Source organism: Pseudomonas sp. 10C3 (assembly GCF_036346185.1).
Taxonomy (GTDB): Bacteria; Pseudomonadota; Gammaproteobacteria; order Pseudomonadales; family Pseudomonadaceae; genus Aquipseudomonas.
Map to the genome: position 1 here is coordinate 1 of NZ_JASJVE010000033.1, position 17,292 is coordinate 17,292.

At 55.2% G+C, this 17,292-nt stretch carries 19 protein-coding genes and 1 tRNA gene; 9 read left to right on the plus strand and 11 right to left on the minus strand.

From position 1 onward, the window contains the following. Positions 1–129: 129 nt before the first annotated feature. Positions 130–480 (plus strand): hypothetical protein, encoded by a 351-nt coding sequence (locus QN399_RS23365; RefSeq protein WP_330201762.1) that lies wholly within the window; start codon positions 130–132, stop codon positions 478–480. A gap of 156 nt (positions 481–636) precedes the next feature. Here QN399_RS23365 and QN399_RS23370 read toward each other — a convergent pair whose 3' ends face one another. Continuing rightward, the gene (locus QN399_RS23370; RefSeq protein WP_330201763.1) at positions 637–1,470 is read right to left on the minus strand and encodes a hypothetical protein; all 834 of its coding nucleotides are present in this window, start codon (positions 1,468–1,470) and stop codon (positions 637–639) included. A gap of 240 nt (positions 1,471–1,710) precedes the next feature. Here QN399_RS23370 and QN399_RS23375 point away from each other — a divergent pair, with 240 nt between their 5' ends. After that, a complete protein-coding gene (locus tag QN399_RS23375; protein WP_330201764.1) occupies positions 1,711–2,271 on the plus strand; it encodes a hypothetical protein in 561 nt (186 codons plus the stop codon). Positions 2,272–2,589: 318 nt separating this feature from the next. Here QN399_RS23375 and QN399_RS23380 read toward each other — a convergent pair whose 3' ends face one another. The 5 genes from QN399_RS23380 to QN399_RS23400 all read right to left on the minus strand — a co-directional run bounded on the left by QN399_RS23380 (position 2,590) and on the right by QN399_RS23400 (position 7,654). Next, on the minus strand, positions 2,590–3,267 hold the full coding sequence (locus QN399_RS23380; RefSeq protein ID WP_330201765.1) for a hypothetical protein: 678 nt from the start codon (positions 3,265–3,267) through the stop codon (positions 2,590–2,592). Continuing rightward, a complete protein-coding gene (locus QN399_RS23385) occupies positions 3,267–4,178 on the minus strand; it encodes an endonuclease/exonuclease/phosphatase family protein (RefSeq protein WP_330201766.1) in 912 nt (303 codons plus the stop codon). The genes QN399_RS23380 and QN399_RS23385 overlap by 1 nt, the downstream gene beginning before the upstream one ends. A 680-nt stretch (positions 4,179–4,858) precedes the next feature. Next, positions 4,859–5,902 (minus strand): hypothetical protein, encoded by a 1,044-nt coding sequence (locus tag QN399_RS23390; RefSeq protein ID WP_330201767.1) that lies wholly within the window; start codon positions 5,900–5,902, stop codon positions 4,859–4,861. Between the two features lie 91 nt (positions 5,903–5,993). Beyond that, positions 5,994–6,821, minus strand: coding sequence for a restriction endonuclease (locus QN399_RS23395; protein ID WP_330201768.1), 828 nt, complete (start codon positions 6,819–6,821; stop codon positions 5,994–5,996). Between the two features lie 742 nt (positions 6,822–7,563). Then, positions 7,564–7,654 (minus strand) — tRNA-Ser (locus QN399_RS23400). Between the two features lie 240 nt (positions 7,655–7,894). Between QN399_RS23400 and QN399_RS23405 the strand changes: the two genes are divergently transcribed. The 7 genes from QN399_RS23405 to QN399_RS23435 all read left to right on the plus strand — a co-directional run bounded on the left by QN399_RS23405 (position 7,895) and on the right by QN399_RS23435 (position 12,144). After that, positions 7,895–8,569 (plus strand): Bax inhibitor-1/YccA family protein, encoded by a 675-nt coding sequence (locus QN399_RS23405; RefSeq protein ID WP_322178433.1) that lies wholly within the window; start codon positions 7,895–7,897, stop codon positions 8,567–8,569. Positions 8,570–8,662: 93 nt separating this feature from the next. After that, the gene (tusD, locus tag QN399_RS23410) at positions 8,663–9,055 is read left to right on the plus strand and encodes a sulfurtransferase complex subunit TusD (protein WP_322178432.1); all 393 of its coding nucleotides are present in this window, start codon (positions 8,663–8,665) and stop codon (positions 9,053–9,055) included. A 1-nt stretch (position 9,056) separates the two neighbouring features. Beyond that, on the plus strand, positions 9,057–9,419 hold the full coding sequence (tusC, locus tag QN399_RS23415) for a sulfurtransferase complex subunit TusC (protein WP_322178431.1): 363 nt from the start codon (positions 9,057–9,059) through the stop codon (positions 9,417–9,419). Further along, positions 9,419–9,718: a sulfurtransferase complex subunit TusB gene (gene tusB / locus QN399_RS23420; RefSeq protein WP_322178430.1), complete on the plus strand. Its 300-nt coding sequence runs from the start codon at positions 9,419–9,421 to the stop codon at positions 9,716–9,718. Before tusC ends, tusB begins: the two co-directional genes overlap by 1 nt. Next, positions 9,715–10,050 (plus strand): TusE/DsrC/DsvC family sulfur relay protein, encoded by a 336-nt coding sequence (locus tag QN399_RS23425; RefSeq protein ID WP_330201769.1) that lies wholly within the window; start codon positions 9,715–9,717, stop codon positions 10,048–10,050. Before tusB ends, QN399_RS23425 begins: the two co-directional genes overlap by 4 nt. Next, on the plus strand, positions 10,047–11,048 hold the full coding sequence (locus QN399_RS23430) for a glycosyl transferase family protein (RefSeq protein ID WP_322178428.1): 1,002 nt from the start codon (positions 10,047–10,049) through the stop codon (positions 11,046–11,048). Before QN399_RS23425 ends, QN399_RS23430 begins: the two co-directional genes overlap by 4 nt. An 88-nt stretch (positions 11,049–11,136) precedes the next feature. Further along, positions 11,137–12,144: a glutathione S-transferase family protein gene (locus QN399_RS23435; protein ID WP_322178427.1), complete on the plus strand. Its 1,008-nt coding sequence runs from the start codon at positions 11,137–11,139 to the stop codon at positions 12,142–12,144. Between the two features lie 73 nt (positions 12,145–12,217). On the opposite strand, the gene cysG is transcribed toward QN399_RS23435, so the two are convergent. From cysG to lolA, 5 genes are read right to left on the minus strand one after another with little or no spacing between them, the layout of a single operon-like run. Further along, a complete protein-coding gene (cysG, locus tag QN399_RS23440) occupies positions 12,218–13,612 on the minus strand; it encodes a siroheme synthase CysG (protein ID WP_322178426.1) in 1,395 nt (464 codons plus the stop codon). Next, positions 13,613–14,893, minus strand: a complete 1,281-nt coding sequence (gene serS, locus QN399_RS23445) for a serine--tRNA ligase (RefSeq protein WP_322178425.1) — start codon at positions 14,891–14,893, stop codon at positions 13,613–13,615. Positions 14,894–14,909: 16 nt separating this feature from the next. Further along, positions 14,910–15,284, minus strand: coding sequence for a fluoride efflux transporter CrcB (crcB, locus tag QN399_RS23450; RefSeq protein WP_219064433.1), 375 nt, complete (start codon positions 15,282–15,284; stop codon positions 14,910–14,912). Further along, a complete protein-coding gene (locus QN399_RS23455) occupies positions 15,284–16,606 on the minus strand; it encodes a replication-associated recombination protein A (protein ID WP_322178424.1) in 1,323 nt (440 codons plus the stop codon). Before QN399_RS23455 ends, crcB begins: the two co-directional genes overlap by 1 nt. A 19-nt stretch (positions 16,607–16,625) precedes the next feature. After that, positions 16,626–17,249, minus strand: coding sequence for an outer membrane lipoprotein chaperone LolA (gene lolA, locus QN399_RS23460; RefSeq protein ID WP_322178423.1), 624 nt, complete (start codon positions 17,247–17,249; stop codon positions 16,626–16,628). Between the last annotated feature and the right edge of the window lie 43 nt (positions 17,250–17,292).

A 17,292-nucleotide genomic window follows, 5' to 3' on the forward strand; every position in this document is an offset into this window, starting at 1 on the left:
AGATGTGTATAAGAGACAGGACCAGCACCAAGTGACTCATTTCAATGGGCACATCCCTCCCTCGCAAGGCCATGTGGCTTCCAGGTTGAAGCCATCCAAATCAAACGCCAACGATTACGGAGACCAATAATGGCAGTTGCCTTCAACACGACTACGCCTAAGAAGCTACTCAATCAATTCAACGCACGAATTGAGCAAACCGATCAAGAAGGAAAAATCAAGACCTGGGTGCGCAGCGACGACAAGGCGTACTACACCCATACAGCCGATGAATGGAATAGCCTCGCTTGGTTTCAGCCGTCAGTGGAAGATAGCAAGCTGGTTTTCTACATCATCAAACCCAAAAACCAAGACATCGGTACTGTCACGTATGGCTACTACCATGGTCATCTCACCGAAACGTTCCTGAATCACTTTGACAACCTGTTCACCGACGCGATTTCCTCCGCGAGTCCTAAAGGCAAAGACAAGGTCGCATGACGCCTGAGTTGTTGACCGGTGAAGATGTGCCAAGGCAATTCAGCCCCGATTCTGGTCAACCTTTGTATTTGCGCCTGGCGAGGCCGCCGCGATAAATGATTGCTAACCGACGGCCTCCCTGCCCGTCTCGCCACGTCCGAAGCCAACAAGAAGTCATCACCAAGTGCTGGCTGTATCCAGGCAACCATGCGCGATGTGTGCCGCCTGCATCACCTGATCCTTGGCTGCTTGGATACGTGGTGCTGACGAGGGCTCGCCATATCTATCGAGAGGCGCCTGTTCTGCTACAACTGGCGACCCTGAGGACAGCACTCTGACCGCCTGATCTTGAGCAACATCCTTAGGCCATGAGGTCATTCTGAATACGGCGGGTTTTGAGCAGATCACCCGGAGCGGCGCCTGCAACGGTACACCGGCAGGATTACTCATCAGTGATGGAACCTCATCTTCGTACATAACCGCGACGAGCCACGAGCTTTCGCTTGAATCCGTGCTCGGTGTCATTCGAAGATTGAATCGAACCGAAACGTCAATTTCCTTCGGAAGTGTCACCAGCACAGCATTGCTGAGATCCACCATGTACGTGCCAGAAGACAAGGCAACCCACGCGCGTGGTGAGTCACGCTGTCCTGAGTTTCTCAGAACTACCGTTGCTGCATAGTCTTTCGCCTCGGGCTGTGCATACGAAACCTGCCTCACTGCGGCTACAGAGGTTTCTCCGGACAGAACGGAAACCGAAGGGTGGCCCAAGGCAATCTGATCGTCATAGATCTTTTGGGCAAACGCTTGCGATGCTGCAGAAACCTTGTTTGCCGTTAACGCTGCCTCCCAAGTGAAGAAAGCTGCAACCGTAGATCCGGTTGTAGCCATCAGCGAAAGCACAGCCATAAAGCAACGCTTCGCTACGAGCCGTCGAATACCGCACCCGAAAAGAACGGCGCGGTCGCGCACCTCTTCCAGTAGCAATTGGAACTGCCAACGAATAGACATGGATATGCTCAAGGGAATGATGATCAAGATATATCGTCAGTGATGCTGGAGACTTAACCCTCTGATGTTGCAGCGCTTTTACTAACACTAGTCAATCTTGGTGCCGCCGATCTTTCTCACAAGCCTACGCCGAGCAGCCCATCAAGCCCGTGATGCGCAACCAATGACTTGGCGCGGCGAACAAAAACACAGATCTGACGACTATAGTGGCCGTTAGCAGCGTCATCATCGGGGTGCAAAGTGGGTCAATCACAGATCAATCTGGACAAGCTGGTTTACTTGGATATTGAGTTCATTTCCAGAAAATACGAAGAGATTCGGGAGGTCGATCCGGCCACCAAGTTCGTGCCCCAGCAAGGCGGGCATGCCGATGTGAAGGCATTTTTTGCAAACGCTGGTGTTACGACACAGGAGTCTCGCACCTACTCCATCACGTCCCGTGAAATGCTGAGCAGCGTGTGGGGAACGCTTTCAGAGCAGTACCCGGAATTTTCCAGCTTCGAGAACTATCAGGGCACAAGGCTTCATTGGGTAGCAGGAATGCTCGGCATAGCGGAGTGGAAAAAGCGCGGCAGCGACGAATCTGGTTTCGAATATTTCGAGCTTAAAGTGAATGGCCAGAGGATGGCATTCTTATCACAAGAATCGTATTTATCAGCGGGGTTCGCTCAGGTTTTCGGGGCTTCGATTGCACTGAAAGCGAACATAAGCATCCCGGTTCGCTGCCTTGTAAGGGTCATGTGGCTTGCAGAGGCAACGCACAATTACGTGGCCTGCCCGTACATAATCTTCGAGCAATAATTTGACCGTCCTTCGGGGGCAGCGCCTCATCCTTTTTGTGTAATCGCAGGCAAGATTACTCACACCACGATTGGTGGATTCGTCAGTGGTTCATTCACAAGCCAGGAGGCCTTTGATGCCCCCCTTCCCCCCTTGCCTTGCGTAGCTTATGCAAAACGCCATGAGGTCACTCAGATGAGCATCGATCGCGGAACGGAGCATGCCTGGCTGGACACCGATGAACGAAAACGTGAGTTTGGTAGCCGCGCATTCAAAGCAGTTAGCAACGACAGGAAAGCCTCCGTTCAGATACAAACTGAGCCATGAATACACTCATTCTCATCCCGGCGTGCTTTCATTATCGTCAGATTCACGACGCCGAGATTTGCGGGGAGCTTTAGCGGCGACGGGTTTCGCAGGGCCAGCTTTTGCAGCCGCAGTGCCTTCAGCTGGTGAGGTTGTTACACGAGAAGTAGCTTTCGCCAGGGCTCGGGCAGGAGTTGCCGCCGCCGACCTACTGGTAGACGCGCGCGTGGCGGAACGATCATCTTGGGATGCATCTCGCTTGTTCAGGTCGGCAGACTCCAGTGCCTTCTTCGTTAGCCTATTAACCGCATTCCCAAATCCGATTGAAGCGAGCAACTCAGACATCCCGCTTATGAGGTGCACAGGGTTGCTGCAACTTAACTCCTGGCCATCAAATTTCAGGATGCAGGGATATCCGTCAATCCGCTGCTTCCATCCTGCGATGTCTTCAACAAATACGCTGTTTTTCACTTTGAGCGATAGGACAAGCCTATCGTGCATCAAATATTCGGATTCCACGCCTGCTAACGTGCCAGTAATTGACGCTACGCGTGCATACCCGGATATTGAGCGTTCTAAATGAAGCTCGCCCCCAGGATATTTTTTTAAATCGGTATTAACTTGTTTGAACACCTCGTTCACCTCTGAGATGGCCTCCTGCGACTTGCGGGATTTTTCGACGCCCTTATTTACGAACTTTAGAAAGTCCATCAAACCACCTTCTCTAAATTACACATAATTGGATAATGGTCAGAGAGATCGGCCCATGTCAACGCATTGCCTGCAACGTTGAACGTGCTCAAAATTTCAACGCCATTCCCCACAAATCGCCAACCGTTTCTCAGAAACCCCGATGAAAGGATGATTTGATCAAACGTCCTCCAATTAGTCATGTGCTGGGAGTCGCCGGTCGAGCAGGTTCCAGCTGGCAGGTGGCTTCCCGACACTAGATCTGTCATCCCGATTAACCGCCAGAAGGGATTGAATAAAGCGTTGGGGCGTGCCATTACATAGCTAATATCCCTGCTCGCTTTTAATCCCATCTGGATTGATCTACTAAATGGCTCGTCGTTGAAGTCGCCGCAAATGACAATGAGCGCATCCGGATCACCTTCATATATATCTCCGACGTACCCACCAAGTTGCTGGCCGATTTCTGTTCTAATATGCGCATCTTCGGAATAGGTCTGCAAGCTTTGCCAATGACAGAGGATCACCCAAAGATCGATAGCATTGCACAACCTAAAACCTAGTTTTTTACCGACCTTAAGGTACTTGTCAGTGACATCAGCTTTGGCGTTAAGATCCACCGCCTCCGTTGTTGGTTGAAGCTTGTCGTGTCGGTACACAATTCCATAGTCATCTATTTTGTTGCCACTTTTTGAATATAACGAACGCACCGTATAGGCTGCATACCTTACTTCAGTTTGTGCGGCGACAAGAATCTGGCGCTGCAGCTTAAGGCTATTTTCCTCATTCACCTCGCAAAGACAGAGAAGATCGACGCCAGAATCCAGCATACTCAAAACTACTGAAACAAACTCCGTCGTCATTTCGTTGAGCTTTGCCTTGGTTGACGGTGCAGACAAATGGCAATTCCACCAAGCGATTTTTAGATCCATGAATCCATCCGACTCCTAGACTTTGACCCGTCAATCGATGGCCCTCAAAGCGAGCGCGCCATTTCCCAGCTAGAAAGTCGATTGCAAAGCACTCGTACGATGCTACCAAATGACCATGCAGAATATCTGACACATGTGTTGGGTTATGGCCCTAGGTGTTCGCTTTGCTATGCCACTCGCCAACACGCCGGATCGCCTTTCGCATCGTACCCCGCCGCTCTACGACTGCCTGATGACCACAAAAACCATTGGCGACGACTTTACAAGCCAATGTCTTCAGTAAGGGTTAATTGCTGGATTGCGGAGTCGACCTCCCCTGTGGGGTCAGCCCAATCAATAGCTATTAAGATCTAAACTGAACACGCTTTTCGCTCAGGCCAGGTCGCCTAGGCTCCAACAGGCGCTTTTCCCTGGCGCTCCTTGTGCAACTGATCAACGCGGTGCTGACAGCCTATATTCATGTTCGGTGCAGAAATCTTCACGACCTCGCTCAATGACTGATGCCCAAAGAGGACTTTAGCAAACGCTGGAAACCAATCGTGACAAAAGCCCCCGGCAGCAGCGCTTCGCCTGACCTCAATCGTGGAGGCTCTGTTCAGTATCCACCAATGGATGAGGGCTCACGTGCAACTAATCACACGTCACGGTAGAGTCGCCCTGTGACCTAGCGCTCCTCTCGATCAGTCACGCATCGCCTTTTCGTAAGTGTGAGCGTGGTAGGAGCACAAACCGCCATTGTCCTGATCGTCCTGTCTCAGTCTCTCTTCACAGATGGCGCACTCCGTGTAGTCCAACTGCGCTGCGCACCATAGGCAAATTTGCTCATAGATCACGTAGGTTGCACGGTCGCACTGCATACAAACCTCAACGCTCGGCTCTTCGCCGTCCCGAGGATCGTAATCATGGGCCTCATTCAGCGCGTCGATCATCAGCGGCGCAATCAATCCCGTGTGTCCGCAAGCGACGCACGTGTACTCGAATTTCCCCTCATCGCGATCAACCAAGTAGTTCGCGTCTATGGACAGCTGAGCCGGGGACAGCAGCGATGACGAGCACGCCTCACAACGACTTTCGTCCAGCCAGGGAATCATCCCCTCAGGAACTCCCACCCCCGTCCAAGCGTCCTTACATTGCTGCGTTGTGTCGACGAAGAAGTTGTGGTGAAGCAGCATGATCTGCCATGTATGCGCCAGAATTTGCGCAGGCACTTCCCCTAGTTGGGTCTGAATGAAATCCCTAAGCACGGGAAATAGCTCGGCCACGAAATCTGCGACTTCCCCTAACGTGGTCGCAGGGTGCAGGTGTTCCAGGTGGTTGCGGCACTCTTGGAGCTTGGCAATCACTTTCCAATCAACCTCAATCCCAAACGCTTGGAAGCGCTTCTGGATCGTCCCGACGTCGATAGTGGTGGATTTGAACTTGCCTACCGGTAGCCATTCGATCCCACCCTCGCCATCGCCATGAGGCCATACCTCAGGAGGCATAAAAATGAGCGCGGCTGCGTCGGCAGGGTTGTCCACGCACGTGGCAATCTTGTATTTGAAGAGAAGCAGTACCCCAGCGAACAAGTTGCGCACAGCAGAAAGTGCCCGGGCGGGGTCTCCTCCATCAGCAGGCGCCCTGCGGCTGCGCTCGAAGTCCTCGGCGCCTAAGCGAATAGACGTCAGCGCATTCTCACGAAGCTTGTTTGAATCGAGTTCTGAGATGAGTCGTTTTTCCGACATGGGGGTTTCTCTTCCTACGAGCTTATCGAACAAGTGGGTAACGTTGGCCGTCGGGTGTCTGACAGTCCCAGCGAGTGCTCTGAAGCATGCATCAATCAAGGTGGCTGAAGAAGGTTGGTCTGCGATCCCAGGTTTCGAAATGATGCCTGCCGTCCCAATAAGCAACACGGCCCCGATCATCTACCGTTCGCTTCGCGCGAAAGACGGTTCCGAAGTTTTTCACCGTGAGTATCTGGTCATTCAGGACAGGTACTTCGTGACCTTCAAGACCATGGTCATCCTGCCCAGTGATCTGCTTCGGAAGGCGCATGAGTAATGCCGCATGCAGGGTCTCCCTGAGGACGAGGGCAAAGACGTTCGAAATGGTGTTGTATCTACCATGCGCATGCACAACATGATTTCCATGGCCCGCATTGACGTCACGCAGCACCGACAGCAGGTTAGCGTCGGACACCAACATTGATTTGTCCCGGACGCCCCCTCCTTGGGCTTGATGACACCACTGGGCAACGTCGGTAGACGTCTTGAGCTCCAGCACCCCGGATGACCGATGCGCAAAGGTCACTGCGCTGGGAAGGTAACGAGAAGTCGTGACAAATATTCCGCGATCAACGCCATCGTTGGCAACAACGCCCCTCAACGCTGCGACAGCTTCGAGGCCTATAGGGCGGGATGGCGAATACCGCTTGGCTTGTACATAGGCGAGGGTGTCGCCCTGCGGGCCGCGTTGAAGCAATTTGACATCGACACCTCCATCTCCCGAACCCGGGCCTACCTCCGCCTCAAAGCCCAGACTTTGGAAAATTCGATAGAGCAGGATTTCGAATTCGCGGTGATGAAGGTTATACAACCGGTCGGGGTGAGCATGGAAATACTGATACAGCTCGGCATACAGGTCGCCGAAATCCTCGACGATCAAGCTGCACACCCACTTCCAGTGAAATACTCGTCGTAGGCCCGCTGCAGTGGCTCATTGTTGGCAAAAAAACTGAAGGAGTACCCATCGTTATCGTCGTAGAAGAAAACATGCGTGTCGGCAATCTCAGCGAATTGCTCTCGCAACCTGGGCTCGTAGTCTTCGTCTAAAAGTCGTGCAAGGTCGCAGCTGCTATGCAGGATGAAGACAACGGCGTCTTTTACCTGGCTCCCCCTCGACGCGCTCCGCATAAGACTGAAAGCCGCTGTCGTGCCACAGGTCGGCCGCAATCGCCCATTCCTGTAAGGCGATTTGGGCATGCAGGATTCGCTGTTCCAATACCTTGTCCGGACTCCCCATCCAATGCTCCTTTTGAGATGTAACTGACGGGGGACTTCGGTACGCTCTTCCGACGTTCCGGAAAGACACAGGAAGCCCCGCACCAGTTCAGGGTACGAGTGAAACGGCAGCCAAGCCTGCTTCAATAGATGGCTAAATCGGACATCGAATTCGGCGTAAAGTCCACTAGGGTCACCACTGGCGGAGCCCATCCGTAAGCATGCAGTTGAACACAAGCCCCTCGCAAGCACGCAACAGAATGCAGTAGCACGCATCCAGACGATTGCATCTTATGATGACGAGGTTGTTGAGGACTGTTCACCCCAATCCAGCACACCTGCCAGACATATTTCAGGCATAAAAAAAGGGCCCAGATTATCTCTGAGCCCTTGATTTTACTGATGCGTGGCGGGAAACCAGGGATTCGAACCCTGGGAACGCTATTAACGTTCGCCGGTTTTCAAGACCGGTGCATTCAACCACTCTGCCAATTTCCCGGTTTTCATGTCGTGCGTCGCAAGCGTGCAGCTGAGAAGTACCTGAGATAAGAACTCATGGACCTGTTACAGTCGGCAGTTTTCAAGACTGCTGCCTTAAACCACTCGGCCACACCTCCGTTGTGTTGCGGGCGCCATAATACCCGAATGAAACACACTGTCAAACTCTCTTCATAACTAGCGGCAAAGCGTCTGTTATGATCTTTGCGTCTTAACATTTCAATCACCAGGAGTTGCGCCATGCGCGAACAGGATTACGCAGTGAACAACGGCGTGCAGGCCGAGCAGCTAGAGGTTAGCCGCGTCCTGCGCAATACATATGGTCTTCTGGCTATCACCCTTGCTTTCAGCGGTTTGATGGCTTTTATCGCTCAGCAGAATCACGTTCGTTACCCGAACGTATTCGTTGTGCTGATCGGTTTTTATGGCCTTTTCTTTCTTACCAATAAATTACGCGACTCGGCGTGGGGCTTGGTATCGACCTTCGCTCTGACCGGTTTCATGGGTTACCTGCTGGGCCCGATTCTCAACCGTTACCTGGGAATGCAGGGCGGTGCTGAGGTTGTCAGTTCCGCGTTTGCGATGACCGCGCTGGTATTCGGTGGTTTGTCCGCCTACGTGCTGATCACCCGCAAGGACATGAGCTTCCTCGGTGGTTTCATCACTGCTGGCTTCTTCGTCCTGCTGGGCGCGGTGCTGGCCAGCATGTTCTTCCAGATCAGCGGGCTGCAATTGGCGATCAGCGCAGGTTTCGTGCTGTTCTCCTCCGTTTGCATCCTGTTCCAGACCAGCGCCATCATCCAGGGCGGCGAACGTAACTACATCATGGCGACCATCAGCCTGTATGTATCGATCTACAACCTGTTCGTCAGCCTGTTGCAGCTGTTTGGCCTGATGGGTGGCAGCAGAAACTGATTCTCTGTTGAGCTTCAACAAAAAGCCCGCTTAGCGGGCTTTTTGCTGTCTGACTCTATTATCATTGCCCAAGATTCGTTGACTGAGCCGACCATGAAGTTCTCCATTGCCCTTTTTTCTGCGGCCCATGAGCCCTCCTCCCGCCGCGCCCTCCTGTTTGCGCAGGCGGTGCTGGCTGGCGGCCATGAGATTGTCCGGCTGTTTTTCTATCAGGAAGGCGTGCACATCGCGTCGGGCAATATCGTCACGCCTCAGGATGAGCAAGATCTGCCACGCCAATGGCGCGAGTTCGTCACCCACCATCAGCTCGACGGTGTCGTGTGCATCGCCGCCGCCTTGCGACGTGGCGTGCTTAATAAAGAAGAAGCTCAACGCTATCAGCGACCAGCAGCCAATGTCTCAGCGCCGTGGGAGTTGTCGGGGCTAGGCCAACTGCATGATGCGGTGCAGGCAGCCGACCGACTGATCTGCTTCGGAGGACCTTGAGATGCCAGCATCACTATTAATTATCAGCCGTCAGGCGCCTTGGTCCGGCCCGGGCGCGCGGGAAGCGCTGGATATCGTATTAGCGGGCGGCGCGTTCGATTTGCCCATCGGATTACTGTTTCTCGATGATGGCGTGCTGCAGCTTTTGCCCGAGCAACAGGCTGCTCAAGTGCAACAGAAGGACTTGACGGCCAATTTGAAGGCATTGTCACTGTTCGGTGTAGAGGACATTTTTGCCTGCAACGACAGCCTGGTAGAACGCGGAATTCCCCCTAAGGAGTTAAATTTGGATACGCTGCAGCTACTTCAGGCGTCAGAAATTTCCGCGATTATTGACCGTTACGACCAGGTGATAACGCTCTGATGTCGACCTTGCATGTTTTGTCTCACTCCCCTTTTGCAGACAGCCGCCTGACCAGCTGTCTGCGCGTGCTCGGCCCGGACGACGCCATCCTGCTCTGCGGTGACGCGACGTATGCCTTGCGCCCTGATTCCGCGCCGCGCCGCGCATTGGAGAAACAAATAGAGTCGCTAAAGCTGTTCGTGCTTGAAGAGGACATCCTGGCGCGTAACCTTGAGATTCCGCACGGGGTCGAAAGCGTCGATTACCCAGGGTTCGTCGCATTATCGATCTGCTTCGACAAGGTCAACACTTGGCTATGAAACAGCTGACGATTGCCGAACACAGCATTGCACTGGACAAGGATGGTTTCCTGATAGACCTGAACGACTGGTCAGAAGAGGTTGCAACAGCCTTGGCCTTGCGGGAAGAAATCACCCTCAGCCCGGAACACTGGGAGATTCTGCAACTGCTGCGGGCTTTTTATACCGAGTTCCAGCTGTCGCCCGCGACTCGCCCGCTGATCAAATACACGGCGTTGAAGCTAGGCCCTGAAAAGGGCAACAGCATGCACCTCAATCGCCTGTTCAATGGCACCCCCGCCAAACTCGCCGCTAAGCTGGCGGGCCTGCCCAAACCGACGAATTGCATATGACCGAATTTGCCCCGCTGATCACAGAAACACCTGCCGAACATCCGTTCGCCCAGTTCGTGCGCATCCTGGGCAAGGGCAAACGGGGCGCCCGCGACCTTACTCGCGTAGAAGCGCGTGAAGCCATGGGCATGCTGCTCGATGAGAAAGTCGAAGACACCCAGCTTGGCGCCTTTCTGATGCTGTTGCGGCACAAGGAAGAAAGCGCGGAGGAACTGGCAGGCTTCACCGAGGCGGTACGTGAACGCTTGCAGACCCCGGCATTGCACGTCGATATCGACTGGCCGACTTACGCCGGCAAGAAGCGCCATCTGCCGTGGTACTTGCTTGCGGCCAAGTGCCTGGCGCAAAACGGTGTGCGCGTGTTGATGCATGGTGGCGGCGCGCATACCGCAGGGCGCCTGTACAGCGAACAACTGCTAGACCTGCTGGGCATCCCGCTGTGCCGCAACTGGCAGGAGGTCGGTACGGCGCTCGAGCAACACAACCTGGCGTTCATCCCGCTAGGGGATTGGGCGCCGCAGTTGCAGCGAATGATCGACCTACGCAACATCCTCGGCCTGCGCTCCCCTATCCACTCACTGGCACGAGCCCTCAATCCTCTGGGCGCTCGTTGCGGCCTGCAAAGTATCTTCCATCCCGGTTATCAGGGCATGCACCGCGAAGCCAGTGGTTTGCTGGGTGACAACGCCATCGTGATCAAGGGCGATGGCGGTGAAGTCGAAATAAACCCGGACACCATCAGTCACCTTTACGGCACTACAGCCGGGCAAAGCTGGGATGAGGAGTGGCCTGCGCTGTCACCAAGACGCCATGTCAAACCGGCCACGCTCGACCCGACACAGTTAACGGCACTCTGGAGAGGTGAAGTCGAAGACAGCTACCCGCAGCTGGCCTTGATTTCGACCATTGCTCTGGCCTTGCGCGGCCTTGGAACCCCACGCGATGCCGCCTTCGAATTGGCTCAGCAGTACTGGGATAATCGCGACAGATCTATTTAATCGATCATAGTCGCCCATGCTTTGCACTATTCGTTCGAACCAATGCAATTAGACTGGCCTCCAATGCAAAAGAGCTTAGGAGTCAGACATGGGCCTTCTGGTCGACGGACGCTGGCATGATCAGTGGTACGAAAGCAGCAAAGACGGCGCCTTCCAGCGTGAAAACGCGCAACGCCGTCACTGGATCACCGCTGACGGCCAACCCGGCCCCAGCGGTGAAGGTGGCTTTGCAGCACACGCTGGCCGCTATCACCTCTACGTTTCCCTCGCCTGCCCATGGGCCCATCGCACACTGATTCTGCGCAAACTCAAAGGTCTGGAAAGCTTGATCGACGTGTCCGTGGTCAGTTGGCTGATGCTGGAAAATGGCTGGACCTTCGATAAACAAAAGGGCTCCAGCGGTGACAAGCTTGATGGCCTGGACTTTCTTTATCAGCGCTACACCGCCGATGACGCCGCCTACACTGGCCGCGTGACCGTGCCATTGCTGTGGGATAAACAGCAACAACGTATCGTCAGCAATGAGTCGTCCGAGATCATCCGCATGTTCAACTCGGCGTTCGATGGCCTGACCGGTGATCGCCTGGATTTCTACCCTGAACCGCTGCAACAGCAGATTGATCGATTGAATGATCGGATCTACCCAGCAGTCAATAATGGCGTTTACCGCGCAGGCTTCGCCACTTCGCAAGGCGCTTACGAGCAAGCATTCGATGGATTGTTTGCAGAACTGGATTGGCTGGAGGTGCTGCTTGGCGAGAAACGTTACCTGGCCGGTGAGTACCTGACCGAGGCCGATGTACGCCTGTTCACCACCCTCGCTCGCTTCGACGCGGTGTATTACAGCCACTTCAAATGCAACCTGCGCCGCATTGCCGATTATCCGAACCTGAGTAACTGGTTACGCGAGTTGTATCAGTGGCCGGGCATCGCTGAGACGGTGGACTTTGAGCACATCAAGGGTCACTACTATGCGAGCCACCGGACCATCAACCCGACCGGGATCGTACCTAAAGGACCAGCGCTGCACCTCCACGCCAGCCATGACCGCGAACGGCTTACAGGCCGTGGAATCTGGCACAAAACTGGAGTTTGAGGATAAGGCATGAGGTGCTGCCTTGATCACCCGTAAACCCGGATCATCAAGGCATGCACTTAAAGCAGATGCGCTAGAGCTGTCCTTGAGCGCCTTCGAACCACGCCAGTTTTTCTCGCAACTGGACCACTTCGCCGACGATCACCAGCGTTGGCGCATGCACTTCATGCTCAGCGACCAGTTGTGACAAGTTGGCCAATGTGCCAGTGAATACCCGTTGATTCGAGGTGGTGCCCTGCTGAATCAGCGCTGCAGGCGTGTCCGGGGAACGGCCATGCTGGATCAACTGTTCACAAATAATCGGCAAGCCGACCAGGCCCATGTAAAACACCAATGTCTGCGCCGGTGAGACCAGATCGCTCCAGGGAAGGTCCGTGGTGCCGTCTTTCAAATGCCCGGTAACAAAGCGCACTGATTGCGCGTAATCACGGTGGGTCAGCGGAATACCGGCATAGGCTGCGCAACCGCTGGCAGCAGTAATGCCTGGCACCACCTGAAACGGAATACCGTGGGCCGCCAGCTCTTCGATCTCTTCGCCACCACGCCCGAAGATGAACGGATCGCCGCCTTTGAGACGCAGTACACGCTTGCCTTGCTTGGCCAGAACAACCAACTGCTGATTGATCTGATCCTGCGGCAAAGCGTGATCGGCACGCTGTTTACCGACATAGACTCGCTCGGCATCGCGCCGGCAAAGTTCCAGAATCGCCGGCGCCACCAGGCGGTCGTAAAGCACCACATCGGCTTGCTGCATCAGACGTAAAGCGCGGAAGGTCAGCAAATCCGGATCGCCCGGCCCTGCGCCCACCAGATACACCTCGCCGGGTGCGCTGGGCGCCTCACCATTGATTTTAGCAATCAGCAGACGCTCGGCTTCAGCGCCCTGCCCGGCCAACTGGCGATCAGCGACAGGTCCCTGAAACACCTCTTCCCAAAATGCCCGGCGCTGCTGAACATCGGGGAACAGGTTTTTCACCTGACTGCGGAATCGCGCCGCCAAGCCGGCCAATTGGCCATACGTCGAGGGAATCCAGGTTTCAAGCTTGGCGCGAATCAACCGCGCCAGCACCGGCGCATCACCGCCACTGGACACCGCAATCACCAACGGTGAACGGTCAACGATTGCAGGGAATATAACGCTGCACAACGCAGGCGAATCCACCACGTTGACCGGCACACAACGCTGCCTGGCATCTTGCGACACCTGAGCGTTAAGCGGCTCGTCATCGGTGGCGGCGATGATCAGCACGCACCCCACAAGGTCGCCTTGGGCATAGCCACGTAAAATTAGTTCGCCGCCGCTGCGCTCCACCAACTCGCACAATTGCGCTTCTATCTCGGGCGCAACCACCCGCAATAACGCACCGGCATCAGCGAGCAAGCGTGATTTGCGCAAGGCAATTTCACCCCCGCCGACCACCAGCACGCGACTGCCACGCAGGTTATGGAACAGCGGCAGGAATTCCATTTAGCCTATAACCTCAAGCCCACCCATGTAGGGTTTGAGTACTTCAGGAACACGGATAGAACCGTCGGCCTGCTGATAGTTTTCCAATACGGCGACCAGCGCCCGACCTACAGCCAGACCGGAACCGTTCAGGGTGTGAACCAATTCTGGCTTACCGGTTTCCGGATTACGCCAGCGCGCTTGCATACGTCGCGCCTGGAAATCGCCACAGTTGGAGCACGAGGAAATTTCGCGGTATTTGTCCTGGCTTGGGATCCAGACTTCAAGGTCGTACGTCTTCACCGCACTGAAGCCCATATCACCGGTGCACAAGGCCAGTACGCGGTAAGGCAGTTCCAGCAGTTGCAGAACGCGCTCAGCGTTGCCGGTGAGTGTTTCCAGTGCCGCTTGCGACTGGCCAGGCTCTACGATCTGAACCATTTCGACTTTATCGAACTGGTGCTGACGAATCATCCCGCGTGTATCGCGACCCGATGCACCGGCCTCGCTGCGAAAGCATGGGGTATGCGCAACAAACTTCAGCGGTAATTGCTTTGGATCGAGAATTTCGCCAGCAACGATATTGGTCAGCGACACTTCCGCAGTCGGGATCAAGTACAGATCCGCCTCGCCTTCGCGAGTGATCTTGAACAGGTCTTCCTCGAACTTCGGCAACTGGCCTGTGCCCTGCAACGCGGGTGCCTGTACCAGGTACGGGGTGTAAGCCTCTTCGTAGCCGTGATCGGTGACGTGCAGGTTGATCATGAACTGCGCCAATGCACGATGCATGCGAGCAATAGGGCCCCGCAACAACGCGAAGCGGGCGCCAGACAACTTGGCGGCGGTTTCGAAATCCAGCCAGCCGTACTTTTCGCCAAGCTCGACGTGGTCCTTGACCTCGAAGTCAAACACGGTAGGTGTGCCCCAACGACGAACTTCAACGTTGTCGTCTTCATCCGCGCCGACTGGAACCGATTCGTGTGGCAGGTTCGGCATGCTCAGCAGCATCCCGTCCAGCTCGGCCTGAATATTATCCAGTTCGACTTTACCGGTGCTCAGTTCGTCAGCCATACGCTCGACGTCGGCCATCAACGGCGCGATGTCTTCGCCGCGCTGCTTGGCCTGACCGATGGATTTGGAGCGGGCATTACGCTCGGCCTGCAACTGTTCTGTGCGGGTCTGGACGGTCTTGCGCTGGTTTTCCAGCGCTTCGATGCGGGCCACGTCCAGGGTAAAACCACGGGACGCCAGGCGATCCGCTACGTCCTGAAGTTGGGTACGTAACAGTTTGGAATCGAGCATATCGTTCTCTCGTCTATCAAAGTTTGGTCAAGGACAGGCCAGCCCACGTCGCGAGCAGCCCGCCGAATACGGTGATTGCCGCGTAGCCCAGTGCCAGCGGCACCTGCCCGCTTTCCAGCAAGCGCAGCGTATCCAGTGAAAAAGATGAAAATGTCGTCAGGCCACCCAAAAAACCTACCATCAGGCCTGCACGAAGCTCGATCGGTACTTCGGGACGCAACAGGAACAGTCCGTACAGATAACCAATCAGCAAGCAGCCGACGATGTTAACGGCCAATGTTGCGGTGTAGAAGTGTCGCGGCCAGTTCGCCGAGATCCAGCTGGCGGTGGCGAAGCGCAATAATGTACCAGCGATACCCCCGGCGGATACTGCAAGAATCAATCGAATCACTACTTTCTCCGCTTACGTGGGCTTGCTTTGTCCAGTGCCGCCAGGTGATTAAGCTTTTCTCCGATCTTCAGCTCAAGGCCACGCGGTACCGGCTGGTAGTACTGGCGCGGCTCAAGATCGTCCGGAAAGTAGTCTTCGCCAGCGGCATAAGCGTCGGGCTCATCGTGGGCGTAACGGTATTCTTCGCCATAGCCCAGCTGCTTCATCAGCTTGGTCGGCGCATTACGCAGGTGCAGCGGAACCTCCAGCGAACCATGTTCGGTCGCTTCGCGCATCGCTGCCTTGAAGCCCATGTACACGGCGTTACTTTTTGGCGCGCAGGCCAGATAAACGATGGCCTGTGCCACCGCCAGCTCACCCTCGGGGCTGCCCAGACGCTCCTGCACATCCCACGCCGACAGGCATAACGTAAGCGCCCGAGGGTCAGCATTGCCGATGTCTTCACTGGCCATGCGCACAACACGGCGCGCCAGGTACAACGGATCGCAACCGCCATCGATCATCCGCGCGAACCAGTACAACGCCGCGTCAGGGTTGGAACCGCGAATCGACTTATGCAGCGCTGAAATCTGATCGTAAAACGCTTCGCCGCCCTTATCGAACCGACGACGACTGTCGCCAAGCAGGCTTTGCAGCAGCTCGACACTGATCTCGGTGCCATCTTCGGCGAGGTCGGAAGCGTTCTCCAGCAGGTTGAGCAAACGCCGGCCGTCACCATCAGCCGCAGCCAGGAGCATCTTGAAGCCTTCGTCGCTCAGGCTCAGTTGATGTTTGCCCAGACCACGCTCTTCCGTCAGTGCACGCTGCACCAGTTTGTACAACGCCGCTTCGTCGAGGCTTTTCAGGACATAAACCCGCGCACGGGAAAGCAAGGCGTTGTTCAGTTCAAAAGACGGATTCTCAGTGGTCGCGCCGATAAAAATCAGAGTGCCGTCTTCTACGTAAGGCAGGAAGGCGTCCTGCTGCGACTTGTTGAAACGATGCACTTCGTCGACGAACAGAATGGTTCGGCGACCGTATTGCCCCGCCTGCTGCTTGGCAATCTCGACGGCTTGACGGATTTCCTTGACCCCGGCCAACACTGCCGAGACCGTTTCGAAATGCGCATCCGAGACTTTCGCCAACAGCCGTGCCAGCGTGGTTTTACCCACGCCCGGCGGCCCCCAGAAGATCATCGAATGCAAAGCGCCCTGCTCAAGCGCCTCACGCAGAGGCTTGCCATGAGCGAGCAGGTGTTCCTGACCGACGTATTCATCCAGATTGGCCGCACGCAAGCGCGCGGCCAAGGGCTGAGCTATCGGATCGCTACGAAACAAGTCCATGGGCCGCGGTTAAAACCTCTTATTCCTGAATGACATCAGCGCCTTTCGGGATATTGAATTTGAATTTGCCGGCAACAATCGGCTCGTTGGCTTTCACGCCCGTGAACAGGATATTGGTGCGCTGGCCGACGCTGTCAATCAACTGCATGTCATTGATGACGCCATTGCGAAAAGACAGCCGCAGGCTGTCGAACAGTGTGTCCTTGGTCTTGGGTTTGAGCACAAAGTCGATCACGCCGCCGGCTTCCTTCGCGCTGATGTCAAAGCTTTCGCTGATCTTGGACACATCACCGGACAACAGCAATGCAGGGGTCTGGGTCAGCCGCTGGTCGAGGGTCTTGATTGTCACCTGTTCCAGATCCGGGTCCCACAACGAGACTTTTTTCCCGTCGGATACCATCAACTGTTCCTGAGGCGCGTCTGTATGCCAATAGAACAGGCCTGGACGCTGCAACGCCATGTCACCGGCTGTTTCCTGCAATTGGGTACCGCCGCCGTCCAGTGTCAATTGAGAAAACCGGGCGGTCAGGGTTTGTGATTTTTCAAGCAACTGAGTGAGTCGCGCGACATCTTTGCTATCGGCATAGGCCGGGATAGCGGAAAAAGCCAGTGCAGATACCAACAGCATGCGGATAAGACGCATGGGAGTCCTCATTGAATTCAGTGGAGCCCAGACAGCGCACTGT

Bases quoted from the DNA above. Each gene is read 5' to 3' on its own strand.
- QN399_RS23390 (WP_330201767.1), bottom strand. From the start codon at position 5,902: ATGTCGGAAAAACGACTCATCTCAGAACTCGATTCAAACAAGCTTCGT.
- lolA (WP_322178423.1), bottom strand. From the start codon at position 17,249: ATGCGTCTTATCCGCATGCTGTTGGTATCTGCACTGGCTTTTTCCGCT.
- serS (WP_322178425.1), bottom strand. From the start codon at position 14,893: ATGCTCGATTCCAAACTGTTACGTACCCAACTTCAGGACGTAGCGGAT.
- tusC (WP_322178431.1), top strand. From the start codon at position 9,057: ATGCCAGCATCACTATTAATTATCAGCCGTCAGGCGCCTTGGTCCGGC.
- QN399_RS23385 (WP_330201766.1), bottom strand. From the start codon at position 4,178: ATGGATCTAAAAATCGCTTGGTGGAATTGCCATTTGTCTGCACCGTCA.
- QN399_RS23425 (WP_330201769.1), top strand. From the start codon at position 9,715: ATGAAACAGCTGACGATTGCCGAACACAGCATTGCACTGGACAAGGAT.
- QN399_RS23430 (WP_322178428.1), top strand. From the start codon at position 10,047: ATGACCGAATTTGCCCCGCTGATCACAGAAACACCTGCCGAACATCCG.
- tusD (WP_322178432.1), top strand. From the start codon at position 8,663: ATGAAGTTCTCCATTGCCCTTTTTTCTGCGGCCCATGAGCCCTCCTCC.
- QN399_RS23370 (WP_330201763.1), bottom strand. From the start codon at position 1,470: ATGTCTATTCGTTGGCAGTTCCAATTGCTACTGGAAGAGGTGCGCGAC.
- QN399_RS23365 (WP_330201762.1), top strand. From the start codon at position 130: ATGGCAGTTGCCTTCAACACGACTACGCCTAAGAAGCTACTCAATCAA.
- tusB (WP_322178430.1), top strand. From the start codon at position 9,419: ATGTCGACCTTGCATGTTTTGTCTCACTCCCCTTTTGCAGACAGCCGC.
- QN399_RS23405 (WP_322178433.1), top strand. From the start codon at position 7,895: ATGCGCGAACAGGATTACGCAGTGAACAACGGCGTGCAGGCCGAGCAG.
- QN399_RS23455 (WP_322178424.1), bottom strand. From the start codon at position 16,606: ATGGACTTGTTTCGTAGCGATCCGATAGCTCAGCCCTTGGCCGCGCGC.
- QN399_RS23435 (WP_322178427.1), top strand. From the start codon at position 11,137: ATGGGCCTTCTGGTCGACGGACGCTGGCATGATCAGTGGTACGAAAGC.
- QN399_RS23380 (WP_330201765.1), bottom strand. From the start codon at position 3,267: ATGGACTTTCTAAAGTTCGTAAATAAGGGCGTCGAAAAATCCCGCAAG.
- cysG (WP_322178426.1), bottom strand. From the start codon at position 13,612: ATGGAATTCCTGCCGCTGTTCCATAACCTGCGTGGCAGTCGCGTGCTG.